This is a genomic window from Streptomyces sp. NPDC088733 (genome assembly GCF_044751185.1).
In the GTDB taxonomy this organism is placed as follows: Bacteria; Actinomycetota; Actinomycetes; order Streptomycetales; family Streptomycetaceae; genus Actinacidiphila.
Map to the genome: position 1 here is coordinate 570,779 of NZ_JBIVLH010000002.1, position 13,560 is coordinate 584,338.

9 protein-coding genes are annotated in these 13,560 nt (G+C 73.8%); 4 read left to right on the forward strand and 5 right to left on the reverse strand.

The window, feature by feature from the left end:
- Positions 1 to 67: 67 nt before the first annotated feature.
- From ACIP64_RS05825 to ACIP64_RS05835, 3 genes are all read left to right on the forward strand, one after another.
- The gene (locus ACIP64_RS05825; RefSeq protein WP_401582299.1) at positions 68 to 361 is read left to right on the forward strand and encodes a hypothetical protein; all 294 of its coding nucleotides are present in this window, start codon (positions 68 to 70) and stop codon (positions 359 to 361) included.
- A 235-nt stretch (positions 362 to 596) separates the two neighbouring features.
- Positions 597 to 1,187 (forward strand): DUF1062 domain-containing protein, encoded by a 591-nt coding sequence (locus ACIP64_RS05830; protein ID WP_401582301.1) that lies wholly within the window; start codon positions 597 to 599, stop codon positions 1,185 to 1,187.
- A 558-nt stretch (positions 1,188 to 1,745) separates the two neighbouring features.
- A complete protein-coding gene (locus tag ACIP64_RS05835; protein ID WP_401582304.1) occupies positions 1,746 to 2,084 on the forward strand; it encodes a YciI family protein in 339 nt (112 codons plus the stop codon).
- 56 nt (positions 2,085 to 2,140) lie between these two features.
- On the opposite strand, the gene ACIP64_RS05840 is transcribed toward ACIP64_RS05835, so the two are convergent.
- The 5 genes from ACIP64_RS05840 to ACIP64_RS05860 all read right to left on the reverse strand — a co-directional run bounded on the left by ACIP64_RS05840 (position 2,141) and on the right by ACIP64_RS05860 (position 9,177).
- On the reverse strand, positions 2,141 to 3,217 hold the full coding sequence (locus tag ACIP64_RS05840) for an iron-siderophore ABC transporter substrate-binding protein (RefSeq protein WP_401582305.1): 1,077 nt from the start codon (positions 3,215 to 3,217) through the stop codon (positions 2,141 to 2,143).
- An 82-nt stretch (positions 3,218 to 3,299) separates the two neighbouring features.
- A complete protein-coding gene (locus ACIP64_RS05845; RefSeq protein ID WP_401582307.1) occupies positions 3,300 to 5,087 on the reverse strand; it encodes an ABC transporter ATP-binding protein in 1,788 nt (595 codons plus the stop codon).
- Positions 5,084 to 6,766, reverse strand: a complete 1,683-nt coding sequence (locus tag ACIP64_RS05850) for an ABC transporter ATP-binding protein (protein ID WP_401582309.1) — start codon at positions 6,764 to 6,766, stop codon at positions 5,084 to 5,086. Before ACIP64_RS05850 ends, ACIP64_RS05845 begins: the two co-directional genes overlap by 4 nt.
- Before the next feature lie 138 nt (positions 6,767 to 6,904).
- Positions 6,905 to 7,969: a biotin/lipoate A/B protein ligase family protein gene (locus ACIP64_RS05855; protein ID WP_401582311.1), complete on the reverse strand. Its 1,065-nt coding sequence runs from the start codon at positions 7,967 to 7,969 to the stop codon at positions 6,905 to 6,907.
- Between the two features lie 125 nt (positions 7,970 to 8,094).
- A complete protein-coding gene (locus ACIP64_RS05860; RefSeq protein WP_401582314.1) occupies positions 8,095 to 9,177 on the reverse strand; it encodes a LuxR C-terminal-related transcriptional regulator in 1,083 nt (360 codons plus the stop codon).
- A gap of 228 nt (positions 9,178 to 9,405) precedes the next feature.
- Here ACIP64_RS05860 and ACIP64_RS05865 point away from each other — a divergent pair, with 228 nt between their 5' ends.
- Complete coding sequence (locus ACIP64_RS05865) at positions 9,406 to 13,365, forward strand: S8 family serine peptidase (RefSeq protein ID WP_401582316.1); 3,960 nt, start codon at positions 9,406 to 9,408, stop codon at positions 13,363 to 13,365.
- Positions 13,366 to 13,560: the final 195 nt, after the last annotated feature.

Below are 13,560 nucleotides of genomic sequence, written 5' to 3' on the forward strand. Positions count from 1 at the left end.
GACGTGCTGCCGCCGGGCCCCCGATGGCCCGCCCGGCTGCGGCTCCGGGTCGACGGTGAGGACGTCGGTGGCGGAGGCGGTCGGCGAGGGAGGCCGCGGTCCGCTCGTGGACGAGGCCCCGCCCGCCGACGGGCGCAGTCCGCTCCGGGCCACCGCAGAGGGGCGACGGGTCGTCCTCGGGGAACCCGCCTGCACGGGCGGATGCTGCGGCCCGCTGTCGGTGCTCGTGCGGCGTCACGACGGCCTCGTCGAGTGGTCCGACTGGCAGGTGCCCGCCGGTCAGGTGCGCCCTCCGGCGTTCCACTTCGATGCCGAGGAATACGACCGCGAGCTGACCCGGGCCTCGGCCGGCCGCCGCTGACGTCCCGTCAAGCACCTTGGCCCGCCCGGTCGGACGGCCGGTGGCGGGGCACGGAAAAACCAGTGGAACGGCGCCCCCCTGCGCCACTACCGTGCTGCCGACCCCGTCGTCGAGGCAAGGACGTCCCGTTGTACACCGTGTGAGACCTCCCGAGCGCTGATCTGTCGCGCGTCGCGCATGCCGTGCGCCGCGCTGCTTCCTGCTGCGGTCTTCTCACTGAAACCGGTGTACTTCTGTGCTCCAGAACTGGGTGGTCATGCCCACCTGCCTGCCGACCGTCCTCCGCCGTTGCCACACCTGCACGTCCGGACGCTTCCGGGCGAACGGCAAGTTCCGTGTCAACGCCAACCACAAACTCATCGACGCCTGGCTGCTCGTGCTCTGCACCGAGTGCGGGGACACCGTGAAGCTCACGGTCCTGGAGCGTGTGAACGTACGCTCCGTACGGCCCGCGCTGCTGGACCGGATGCACAACAACGACCCCGCCCTGGCGGCCGAACTGCTCCAGGACCCGGTCCTGCTGCGCCGCAACCGCGTCGCGCTCGACTGGGAGAGCGCCTGGCGCCTCGACACCGGCGGACCGGACAGCCCGGACCGCGAGGTGATCGACGTCTCGGTCCGTTTCGCGGCACGCATTCCCGTCCGGCCGGTGCGGCTGATCGCCGAGGGCTGCGGTCTGCCGCGGGCCGAGGTCGAACGACTGATCACGGACGGGAGTCTGGTGTCGGCGGTCCGGCTGACCGGCAAGCTCTCCGGCGACTTCAGCTTCTTGCTCAAGCGCCCCGGCGGCCGTACTCCGGATCTCGCTCCCGCGGAGGACTGCTGATGCGCGCCATGACACGTTCGACGGGCGTCCGGCTCGACGGCTGCATGGTCGGGCCGGAATTCACCGCCGGGATCCGCGGGGCGGGCTTCCACCTGCTGCGACGTCGGCTGTACGTCACGACGCTGTACGGGGGGACCGCCGGCCGGCATCCCTGGCTCGAGCAGGACGCGCTCCCGAACCCGGTGGTCTCCACCCGCCGGCGGCGGCACGGGGCCGGGCCCGCCTGGCCTCCGGTCGTCCGGCGGAGGAGGCCGAGCGGTTCCGTCCCGAGCCGGGGGACGGCGACATGGCGATCGGCGGCACGGCGCCCGCTGCCGAGGCGGTGGCGCCGGGTCTGACGGGCGGGTACCGGGCCGGGCTCCGCCCGGTACCGGTCAGCCGTGATGGCCCGTCCTCCCCCCGGCAGCAATGCCGGGGGGACCTCGGCGGGAGCCGCCCCTTCGCCTCGGGGGGCTGCGCCACCGCGTCGTGCGTCGGGGCCCGTTCCGCGAGCCGGGAGGGAGCCGTTCGCCGTAGGGTGAGTGGCGCCCGAAGGAGCAACCGGCCAGGGAGCTACGGATGACGCACTTTCTGATCTCGTTCGACGACGGCACGATGGTCATCCCCGAGGAGGAGTTGCCCGAGGTGGTCAAGGCCTCGCACGCAGTGGTGCGGGCGGCGCGAGAATCGGGCGTGTGGGTCTTCGGCGGTGGGCTGCACACGCAGCGCGCGAGCCACGTGGCCACCGACGGGACCGTCACCGACGGCCCCTACCCGGAGACCAAGGCGGTCCTCGGCGGGTTCTCGGTCATCGATGTGCCCTCGCGTGAGGACGCGCTGAAATGGGCCGCCGAGTTCGCCGCCGCGTGCCGCTGTCCGCAGGAGGTCCGGGAGATCATGTCCGACCCGGAGGCCTGACCGGCGGACGGGGGGCCGGGCGGTGTGCGCCGGGGCGCACACCGCCTGACGGTCACTCAGGAGGCGGGCTGCTCCGCCTTGGTGGCCGGGTCCCCGTCCACCGCCGCCGCGAGCTGCGGCACAAGGCGGTCGAGCACGTAGGGGATGCTGAGCACGGTCGAGAGGGACACGGCGTTGCCGTAGTCGCCGGACTCCTTGACGAAGACCTCGCGGCCCTCCTTCACCACCTTCAGGTCGGCGTACAGCTTGTCCTGGTGCAGCTTGGTGACGGCCGCGGTGGTGTCGGGCACGATCCACACGGCGACGCCCTGGTCGAGGAGGTCGGTGCGCTCCTTGCTGATGTTGGCGCCGAACTGGTCGCCGATCACCTTGTCCAGGTCGGCGGGGAGCTTCAGACCGAGGTCGGCCAGCAGGCGGGAGCGGGCGTCCTGGCTGCCGTAGACGAAGGTGCCCTCGTACGGGGTGGCCATGACCGCGGTGGCCTTGGCGAAGGCGGGGTTGGCCGTCTTGGCGGCGGCGAACTTCGCCTCGACGCCGTCCACGAGCTTCTTGGCCTCGTCGGCCTTGCCGAGCGCCTTGCCGACGGTCTCGGTCTGCTGCTGCCACGGAATGCCGTAGTCGTTGTACTCCTTGGGCTGGGCCACGACCGGGGCGAACTTCGACAGCGTGTCGTACTGGGCCTTGGTCAGGCCGGAGTACAGCGCGAGGATGAGGTCGGGCCTCAGCGCGGCGATCTTCTCGACCTGCGGCCCGGTGCCGGTGTCCTTCAGGACCGTGGGCACGGCGGCCGAGCCGAGCTTGTCCTGGGCCCAGGGGCCGATGGCGCCCTTGTAGCCGCCGATCCACTCGGTGGTGCCGACGGGCACGGTGCCGAGCGCGAGGACGGCGTCCTGGTCGGTGAGGCCCACGGTGACCACGCGCTTGGGCTCGGCCTTGATCGTGGTGCTGCCGTACTTGTGGGTGAGGGTGACGGGGAAGGCAGTGCTCACCGGCGCCTTGGCGGAGCCGGAGGAGTCCGGGGCCGGGGAGCCGGAGGCCGAGTCGGTGGAGCCGCAGGCGGCGACCGCGCCGATGAGCATCATGACGGAGGCGAGCAGTCCGGCGAACCGGGTGGCTCTGGTGGCGCGGGGCATCGCGTGATCCTTCTGTTCGTGTCGATTGGACGTACGGGTCGGACATGGGTCGGGCAAGCGTCGAGCAAGGGCCGGTGGAGGGTTACGGCCGGGCGCCGCTGCGGTGCTCCGCCCAGGCCCGCCACAGGGCGGCGTACGGCCCTCCGGCGGACAGCAGTTCGTCGTGGGTGCCGGTCTCGGCGACACGCCCTTCCTCCATCACCACGACCCGGTCGGCGGAGGCCGCCTGGCTGAGCCGGTGCGCGACGACGAGGGCGGTACGGCCCTCCAGCGCGCGTTCGGCGGCCTCTTCCAGGCGCCCGGCGCCGGCGCTGCCGGCTTCCGCGGTGGCCTCGTCGAGGACGGCGACCGGGGGATCGGCCAGCACCAGGCGGGCGAGGGCGAGTTGCTGCGAGCGGTCCGCGGTCAGCCGGTGGCCGCCCTCGCCGACGACGGTGCCGAGGCCCTCGGGCAGCGCCTCGGCCCAGCCGAGCGCGCCGACCCGCCGCAGGGCTTCGCGCAGTTCGTCGTCGGTGGCGTCCGGCCGGGCCAGGCGCAGGTCCTCGGTGAGCGGGCCGGAGAAGACGTGCACCTCCTGGGTGACCAGGCCCACCGCGGCCGCGCTCTCCGATGGTTCGGTGCCGCCGATGTCGACCCGGCCGGACGACGGCCGGTGGATGCCGACGACGATCTTGGCGAGGGTGGTCTTGCCCGCGCCGCTGGCACCGACGAGGGCGACCTTCTCCTTGGGCCGCAGCACGAGGTCCACGTCGCTCAGCACCGGCCGGCCCGGGACGTAGGCGTGCCCGACGCGCTCCACCGTGACGGTGGGGGGCACGCCCGCGGTGGCGGTGGGCAGTTCATCACGACCGGCGTCCGCGGGCGGCACGGGCTCGTCGACGACGCCGACCAGCCGGGCGAGGCCCGCGGTGGCCGACTGCGCGTCGTCGAGCAGCACCAGCGCGGTGTTCACCGGGCCGAAGAGGCTGTGGAAGTACAGGGCCGCCGCCGTCGCCGTACCGATGGACACGGAGCCGCCGCGCACCAGCAGGAACCCGGTCACCAGCACGGCGGCCAGTCCGGTGTACTCGGCCACGTGCAGCCGGCTGTAGAAGCGCAGCACGAGTTGCACTCCGCGCAGCGTCAGGGCGACCGCCGCGCGGGAACTCTCCGTGACGCGCGCGGTGTGGGCGGTCTCTGCCCGGTAGGCGCGGACCGTGGCGGCGCCGCCGATCGTGTCGAGCAACTGCTGCTGCTGGGCGCCGGTGGCGATGCGCTCCTTGGCGTACAGCGGGCCGGCGTTGCGGACGTACCAGCGGGCGGTGTACGCCTGCACGGGCGCCGCCAGCAGCGCCGCCGCCAGGAACCGCCAGTCCAGGACCGCGAGGGCGGCCAGCGTCAGCACGATCGCCAGCCCTGAGCGGACGAGTTCGGGCAGCGCCGTGCGGATGGCGTCGGCCACCCGCGAGACGTCGCGCGTGACACGGGCGTTGAGGTCGCCGGAGCCTGCCCGCTCCAGCCGGTCCAGCGGGAGCGACAGCGCCCGTTCGACGAAGCGTTCGCGCAGTTCGGCCAGTGCGGTCTCGCCGAGCCGCGACACCAGCGTCATGCCGAGTGCGGTGGCCGTTCCCTGCGCGAGCGCGACCAGGACCAGCAGGACCACGGGCAGCGTCAGTGCGCCCGCGGGGCTCCGCTCGGTCACCAGGTCGACGACGCGGCCCAGCAGGGGCTGTGTCAGCAGCCCCACCGCCGTGGCCGCCACCATCACCGCGGCCCCGCCGGCGGCCAGGGCCCGGTGCGGGCGCAGCAGTTCGCGCACCGCGGCCCGGGTCCTGGCGGGCGTCGCCGTGGGGAGGAGTTCGCGTTCCGGGGACGGGCTCTTCGTCGTCATGCCAGTACCGCCGTCCGGTAGGTCGTGTCGCCGTGCACGAGGTCGCCGTGCCGGCCGTCGGCGGTCACCTGGCCCCCGTCGAGGAGCACGACGCGGTCGGTGACGGACAGCAGCGCGGGGCTGTTGGTGACCACGAGGGTCGTCCGGCCGCGGCGGTGCTCGCGCAGCCCGGCGGCGATGCGGGCCTCGGTGACCGCGTCGACGGCCGTGGTCGGGTCGTGGACGACGAGCACCGGCCGCTCGGCCGCGAGGGCGCGGGCGAGCACGACGCGCTGGCGCTGGCCGCCGGAGAGCGAACGGCCGCCCTCGGTGATCCCGGTGGCGGTGCCCTGGGGGAGGGCCCGGGCGACCTCGTCGGCGCAGGCGGCTGCCAGCGCGCGGTCGGTGTCCCCGGTGCCGCCCAGGTTGTCGGCGAGGGTGCCCTCGAAGAGGTCGGCGTCGTGCGCGGCGACGAGGACCGCGGTGCGCAGGAGGGCCGGGTCGAGGTCCGTCAGGGGTGTGCCGTCCAGTTCGACGACACCGGTCTCGGGGTCCGCGGTGCGACCGAGGCAGTCGAGCAGCGCCTGGGCGGCGGCGGGGTCGGTGCTGGCGACGCCGAGCAGTTCGCCGGGGCGGACGTCGAGGTCCGCCCCGCGGAGCGCGCCGAGGCCGACGCCGCGCAGCCGCAGTGCGCCGCGCACGGGGGCGGGCAGTTCGGCCGGGCCGGCCGGTACCGCGGGTTCCACGGCGAGCACGGCGGCGACGCGGGCGGCGGAGGCCCGGCCTTGGGCGAACTCGGCGTTGACCCAGGCGAACACCTCCAGCGGCCCGAGCAGGAAGAGCGCGAGACCGACGGCGGAGACGAACTGGCCCAGGGTGATGTCGCCGGCCAGGGCGAGCCGTCCGCCGATCAGCGCGACGACGGCGATGAAGACGCCGGTGAGGGTGAGCACCACCCCGCTCTGCCATGCCTCCGCGCGGGCCGCCCGCACCGTGGCGCCCAGCGAGGCGCGGCTGGTGCGCCGGTAGCGTTCGACGGCGGCGGCCTGGGCGCCGATGCCCTTGAGCACCCGCAGTCCCGTCACCAGGTCGGCGGCGACTCCCGAGGCGTGCGCGGCCTGTTCCTGCTCGGCCTCGCTGCGCCGTTCCAGGGGCTTGCTGAGCAAGTGCCCGAGCCAGAGCAGCACCGGTGTGCCGAGGAGCACGACCAGGCCGAGCGGGACGGAGATCCGCAGCAGGGCCACGGCGCTCACCAGGAGTCCGGTGAGCGCCGAAATGCCGGTCATCACGGCCATGTTGACGGCGCCGACGCGCTTGGCGTCCTCCGTCGCGATGTTCGCGAGCTCGCCGGGCAGCCGGCCCTGCTCCGCGCCGCCCGCGGGGTCCAGGACGCGCCGGACGAGGGCGGTCCTGAGCTCGTGCGCGGCCTGTTCCGCGGCCCGTTCACCGGCGCGGGCGCCGAATCGGAAACTGAAGGAGAGCCCGACGTACACCACGGCGAGCACGGCGAGCCAGCCCAGCAGCGCGCCGCTGTCCCCGCCGGCCACGGCCCGGTCGACGACGACGCCGATCAGGACGGGGACCAGCGCCTCCCCGAACTGGTGCCCGGCCCCGAGCACGGCACCGGTCGCGACGTCCCGCCCGCGGCTCCTGACGGTCCGCAGCAGGACGTCACGCCCCGGTGGCACCTTCGTTCGCACTCCGCGCACCCCTCCGGAAACCCGGCCGGTCGCCGACCGGCCCCACCCAGCAATTTAGGTAAGGCTAGTCTAACTAGGAGGGCCGAGGTCAAGCGCGGACAGAGTCACCTGCGCGGAGCCCGGACGGGTATGGGGGGATTACGGCACGCGCGCGGTCCACTCCGCCGTGCCGAACTTCGTCGCGGCGAGCTCCTCGGCGCGGGCGAGTTCCTCTGCGGTGACCTGACCGGTGCTGAGCCCGTAGCGGGTGCGGAAGGAGTCGACCATGCGGTCGATGACCGTCTCGCGGGGCAGGCCGGTCTGCCGCCGCAGCGGGTCGACGCGCTTCTTCGCACTGGCGATGCCCTTGCCGGAGAGCTTCTCGCGGCCGATGCGCAGGACTTCGAGCATCTTGTCGGCGTCGATGTCGTAGGCCATCGTCACGTGGTGCAGCACCGCGCCGGCGCCGCCCTCGGGTCCCACCATGCGCTTCTGCGCGGCACCGGCGATCTTGCCGGCCTCCGTGGCGATGTCGTTGAGCGGCTGGTACCAGGCCTTGATGCCCATGTCGCCGAGCGCCTCCAGCACCCAGTCGTCCAGGTAGGCGTAGGAGTCGGCGAACGACAGCCCCGACACCAGTGACGCGGGCACCGACAGGGAGTACGTGATGGTGTTGCCCGGCTCCACGAACATCGCGCCGCCGCCCGAGATGCGCCGTACCACGGTGATGCCGTGCCGCTCCGCGCCCTCGGGGTCGACCTCGTTGCGCAGCGACTGGAAGCTGCCGATGATGACGGCCGGGGCGCCCCACTCCCACACGCGCAGGGTCGGCGGCCGCCGGCCGGCCGCGACCTCCGCGGTGATGACCTCGTCCAGCGCCATGTGGAGTTCGGGCGACTGGGGGGCCTCCCGGATCAGCTGCCAGTCGTAGTCGGTCCAGTCCGTCGCCTGCGCGACCGCCCGGCGCACCGCGACGGCGATGCCCTCGGCCGTGAGCCCGTACATCACGGTGCCCTCGGGGAGCGCGGCCTCGACGCGCGCCGCGATCCCGGCGGCGTCGGTGGTCACCGGCGTCCCTTCCAGGGCCCGGTCGATCGCGAGGATCGCCTCGTCGGGCTCCAGGAAGAAGTCGCCCGCTACCCGGACGTCCCTCAGGACTCCGTCCCGCTCCTCGAGGTCGACCAGCACCAGCTTGCCACCGGGCACTTTGTACTCGCCGTGCATGACGTTCCGCCTTGATCATCCGTAGTCCGCTGTCACGGTACCGCCCAGGCGGACCGCCCCCCTGCTGACCCGCAACGCTTCCGGCACCGGACCGATTCCGGACCCCGCCGGTGGCGCCGCGGGCCTCAGGCCCGCACGGCGGGTGCCGGGCCGGCACCCGCTCCCGTACCCGGCGGGCCGGGGCGGCGGTCGAGCCAGCCGCGCTCCGCGGCCAGCAGGGCTATCTGGAAGCGGGTCCGGGCGCCCAGCGCGGTACCGGCCTCGCTCACGTGCTTCTGGACGGTGCGGCGGCTGACGCCGAGCACCCGGGCGATGGCGTCGTCCTTCATCCCCGTGGCCATGAGGTGCAGGATCTCGCGGGTGCGCTCGTCGATGTCCGCCTCACGCGTCTGGCGCGCGACCGGCCAGTCCTGGCGGCTCTCCAGCGACATGGGCACGGCGCGCTCCCACAGCCGCTCGAACAGCGCGACCAGCACGGCGACCATGGCCGGGGCGTGGATCACCAGCGACCCGGCCGCGGGGTGGTCGCTGTCGACCGGCAGCAGGGCGGTGGTGCCGTCGAAGACCACGAGTTTGACGGGGAGGCCCGAGCTGAGCCGCAGTTCACCGCCGCCCGCCGTGCCGCGCAGCGCGGTTTCGAGCGACATCTCGTCGGTGAAGCCCTCGGTGTCGTAGACGGAGCGCAGCCGCACCCCGTCCTGGACGGCGGCCTCCCCCGCGGCCCGTTCCCGCCCTTCGCCGTAGGCGGTCTCCGTACCGGTCACATAGGGCGGCTTCGCCAGGTGCAGCACCTCGCGGCGGCTGGCCCTGAGGAGGTGGGCATAGCGTGCGGCGACCTCCTCGGCGCGCTCCAGGACCTCCACGAGGTGCGGGGCGTGCGAGCCGGAGACGGCACGGTAGACCTCGTGGAGCTGCTCCATGTACAGCTCCGCCTGGGCGAGTTCACCGCGCCTGCGGGCGAGCAGCGACCCGAGGGACGAACGCGGCGGGCCGGCCCGCCAGCGGGTCGGGCGGCCGGCGACGCGGAGGACGAGCAGTTCGTCCTCCAGCGTCCGCAACGCGCGTTCGGCGTCCTCGACGGGTACACCGACGCCCTCCGCCACCGCCTCGGCGCCGGCCGCGGGGTGGCCGACCAGGAACTCCAGAACGCGGCCGCTGAGCGGGTCCAGGCCGGTACCGGTCCATGGGCCGCCGGAGGTGATGTCCATCTGGCCTGCCCATCCGTCGATCGGGGAACGCCCGTTGATCGTACGCCCCGCATGTTTCCGCGCGTTGTCCGCCGGTCGCCCGCCGTTCGGTACGGCGCGCATGTGTGCAACTGCGCGAACCCGCGTCCGCGGACGCTTGTCCGTGCTGACGGGGCACCGACAAGGTGATCTCCGCCCCGCCAGTCCCGACGACGCAGCTGGCCCTGCACACACCCAGAAGGGCGTTGCATGTCCTCACGCCTCAGACGCACCCGGTTGACCACCCTCGCCGCTCTCCTCCTCACCCTCACCGCGACCCCGCTCGCCCACGCCGCCCCCGACGGCCCCGCCCCGCAGCGGGGTTCGGCACCGGCCGCGCACTCCCTCACCCTCGCCGACGGCTCGGTGGTGCACTGGTCCGACGACGGGACCGGCACCCTGACCCGGAAGGACGGCACCACCCGGGCCTTCCCCGTGCCGCAGCCGCAGGGCCGCACCGGGCTCGGCGAGCCGCTCGCCCCGTCCGCCGCGGTCCTCCAGCGCCGGGCCGACGCGGCCGCGCTGACGCCCTACACCCTGGGGGCCGCCTCCGGCGGAGCCCGTTCAGCGGTCCGGCCGCAGACCATGAACTCCGGCCCCGTGGCGCTGACGGACACCGTCCGCGCGTCGATCGACGGCCTCGGCTCCCGCCGCGGCGCCCGCGCCGCCGCACCCGCGGCGGCCGGGGCCGTGCCCGCCAACGAGGGCCTGACGACGTCCTTCCAGTCCTACCTCAACTCCGGTGGCGTGAACGTCGTCGGAGCGTTCCAGGACTCCGCGGACCTCCTGCACGCGCTGCCCGGCGCGGGCCAGATCATCACCAACGTCTCGCTGGGCGACCTCACCGACCAGTCCATGGCGGACGCGGGCGACGACTACGTGCGCGGCTACGGACCCACCACCGTGGTCAAGGACGGCCAGCGCTACCTGGACTACCCCTCCCTGCCGCTGATCCCGACGTACACCAGCGACAACGCGGGCAAGCTCGACCCGACCGGGTCGATCGAGGGCCAGGACCCCAACCTCGGTGAAGTGCTCCTGGACTTCTCGATGATGGCGCCGCTGCCCCACGACCGGCAGCGCCCGGAGGCCACCGGGAGCGGCGCCACCGACCTGCTGGGCATCGCCCCCGGGGCGCAGTACCGCCTCGTCGTGCCCGAGGAGCCCTCGGCCGAGGGCATCGCGACGGCCCTGCGCGCCGCCGCCGCGCAGAAGCCGCGCCCGACCGTGATCACCGCCAGCCTGGGCTTCGGCACCGACGGGTCGATCGGCTTCCCGTCGCGGTGGCTGGAGGACGACCCGGCGGTCCGGGACACCCTGCGTGCCATCGTGGACTCCGGCATCGTGGTGGTCGTGTCCTCCAACGACGGCACCCGGCTCGGGCTGCCGGTGTCGGTCGGCCCGGACGGCGGCAGCACGCCGACCGACCTGACGTCGAGCACGCACGCGCAGACGAGCATCGACGACGTCGCCCCGACCACGACCCCGTCGCTGGTCCGCGACACCGGGGTGATCGGCGCGGGCGGCACCACCGTGGACGACACGCTCAGCTCGGACGACGTGCGCACCGCCGTCTACCCGACGACCCGCTACAACGGCTCGGCCGGCTACTCCTCCGGCTTCGGCACCCGGATCGACCTGGCCGCGCCCGGCGACAACCTGCCGTCGCTGTTCCACACGTCGGACGGCCCGCAGGTGGTGCTCAACGGCGGCACCTCCGCGTCGGCACCGATGATCGCCGCCGCGGCGGCCGACGTGCTGGCGGCGGCCGAGGCGACGGGGCAGAAGTTCACCCCACGCAAGGTGCGCGACCTGCTGGTCGCCACCGGACGCCCGATCGCCCAGCCCCCGCAGGCGGACCGGGAACTGCACATGGGCACCCAGCTGGACGTGACGGCCGCGGTGGAGAAGGTGCTCTCCAAGCGCCATGACCTCTCCCCGTCGGCGGTACGCCTGTCCGTCGCGCAGCGCCAGGTCATGTCGGTCACGCCCAGCACCTCGTTCGTCGAGGCCACCGACCCGTCCGCCATCGACCTGGCCGGCCCGACGGGCAGCTGGGACGGTGTGCCGACGGGCGAGAACGCGTTCGCCCCGCTCACCTTCGGGCTCGATCTCACCGGCGCTCACGAGGATCTGACGTACCGTCTGCGGGTCGGCGAGCACGGCGTGATCCCCTCTGCCGGTCCGAGCCTGCGGGTCCTGCCGCGCGAACTGCTCGGCGCGGCGGGTCTGCCGCTCGTCTCGTCGGAGGCACGCAGCCTCCAGGTGACGTTCGAGGCGCTCGACGGCGGCAAGGTCGTCGCCTCGGCCGGCCGCAGGCTCACCCTGAGCGCGACCGACGGCACCCACCTGCAACCGCAGGCGCCCACCGCGCCCGGCGCGAGCCCGCTGGGGAAGCCGGTCACCGTCCACTACGACCTGACGGGTCTGCGCGACACCACCGACCCGGAGCTGGTGCTGTCCTCGGTCGGCCACTGGACGCCGTTCACGACCAGCGACAAGTGGCGTGCCCAGTGGCGCACCCCGCTCACCGGCACGAAGGGCTCGGTGACGATCCCCGCCTCCGCCTTCGCGCCGGGCGGCGCCGGTCTCTACGGCGTCGGGATCACCCTCTACGACGGCCAGGTCTTCGGTGACTTCCGGGCGCTGCGCGTCGGCCCCGGCGCCGACGAGCGACCGGAGGCGCCCCTGCTCGGCAACGGCGCGACGGAGAAGGCGCACGCCGTCGAACTGACCCGCTCCGACGCGCGGCTGACGGTCAACTGGGACGCCACGGCCGCCGGGCACGCCGACGGCGCGGCGATCGAGTTCCTGACCCCGGCGCCGACCCTGTACGGCGCGCTCAACACCGCCACGAACCAGAACGGCAGCGGCCGGGACGACAACGGCGTGGACCACGCGTCGACGCTGTTCCGCCCCCTGCCGTCGGTGAAGGGGAGGACGGTGCTGGACCTGAAGGCGCTGGGCCTGCCCACCGGGCTCCAGTACCCGGTCCGGATCATCGCCACCCGGGCCGGCGAGCCCGTCGGCCAGGCCTCGCCCACCTCCTTCGTCCAGTACCTCGACGGCGAGACGGTCTCGGGCACCCTGGAGAACATCGAGGTCAGCGGCGGAACCGCGCTGCTGGCGACCGATGACTTCGCGGAGGGGGACGACGGCTGGCTCCATGTCAGCGGCTCGGCGACGACCGCGTACGACCTGGCCGACGGCACCCTCGGGACCGTGGTGTCCCGCGACACCAACGGGATGATGTCCGAGGTCCTCGGGGCCGACCGCGGCACGGGCCGCACCCTGATCGCCCACCAGCCCTTCGAGGGCGGCACGTTCCCCGAGGTGGCCCTGCGGGACACCGCCACGGGCGCCGAGGTGCGGACGACCGCGCTGCGCGCGGAGGGCGGCTCCACGTCGGTCTCCTTCATGGGCGGGGCCGTCGACACGGCCCGGCACCGGGCGGCCGTGGTGACCTACGACGGGGTGTCCGGGGTCGACAGCCTCTGGACGGTCGACATGGCCACCGGCCGCGTCTCGGACCCGCTGCCGCTCAACGCCGCCCAGCCGGGGCGCGCGATGGGCAACGTCTCGGTGGACTCCTCGACGGGCACCTTCTTCGTGGCGACCTCCGGCACGATGGGGCCCTGCCTGTCCGGGCGCGTCCCGTACTTCGCGGTCTCGGTCGACCTCGGCGCGCGCACGGTGTCGCCGCCGGCCGCGATGCCCGCCTGCGTCGCCGGTCTGCTGCCGGACGGCAAGGGGGACAAGGTGTACGTCGCCGCCGGGCCCGTCACTCCCAACTACAACAGCGGCGAGTTCCCGACGAGCACCTGGCGCTCCGCGTCCCAGTCCACCCTGGCCGCCTCGGCGCCCGCGGACCTCGGGACGAGGGGCGTCATGTGGCCGGCCCTCGACGCCGACCACGGGGTCGCCCTGGTCGCGCACCTCTACGAGGAGGCCACCACGGGTGACAACAACGCCCTGAGCGAGATCACCGTGCTCGACCCGGACACCGGGAAGGTCCTCGCCCGGCATCCGGTCGCCAATCTCGTCAGCTCCACGCTCTCCACGTCCAACTTCGACTTCACCGGCCGCCGGGGCCTGTTCCTCGACACCGCCCACCGCACGGCGTACGTCGTGAATCCGTGGGCGAACGGCCTGGAGCGCTTCACCTACTAGACCCGGACCGAAGGATCCCTTCGAGGGGCGGGCCCGGCGGCCTCACCGCTGCCGGGCCCGCCCTTCGGCGTTCACCGGCGGGCAACCGCCCGCGCCCTCCGCATCGTTCACATGGTTGACGTGGTCCCGTCATCCTGTCATGGTCTAGACCTGACGAGGCGTTGTACCCGGACCCCGACCCGGGCGCGGCACCCT

What these genes read in the sequence shown, in the direction of transcription:
- ACIP64_RS05840 (WP_401582305.1), bottom strand. Translation starts at nt 3,217, where the DNA reads ATGCCCCGCGCCACCAGAGCCACCCGGTTCGCCGGACTGCTCGCCTCC.
- ACIP64_RS05845 (WP_401582307.1), bottom strand. Translation starts at nt 5,087, where the DNA reads ATGACGACGAAGAGCCCGTCCCCGGAACGCGAACTCCTCCCCACGGCG.
- ACIP64_RS05860 (WP_401582314.1), bottom strand. Translation starts at nt 9,177, where the DNA reads ATGGACATCACCTCCGGCGGCCCATGGACCGGTACCGGCCTGGACCCG.
- ACIP64_RS05855 (WP_401582311.1), bottom strand. Translation starts at nt 7,969, where the DNA reads ATGCACGGCGAGTACAAAGTGCCCGGTGGCAAGCTGGTGCTGGTCGAC.
- ACIP64_RS05835 (WP_401582304.1), top strand. Translation starts at nt 1,746, where the DNA reads ATGACGCACTTTCTGATCTCGTTCGACGACGGCACGATGGTCATCCCC.
- ACIP64_RS05865 (WP_401582316.1), top strand. Translation starts at nt 9,406, where the DNA reads ATGTCCTCACGCCTCAGACGCACCCGGTTGACCACCCTCGCCGCTCTC.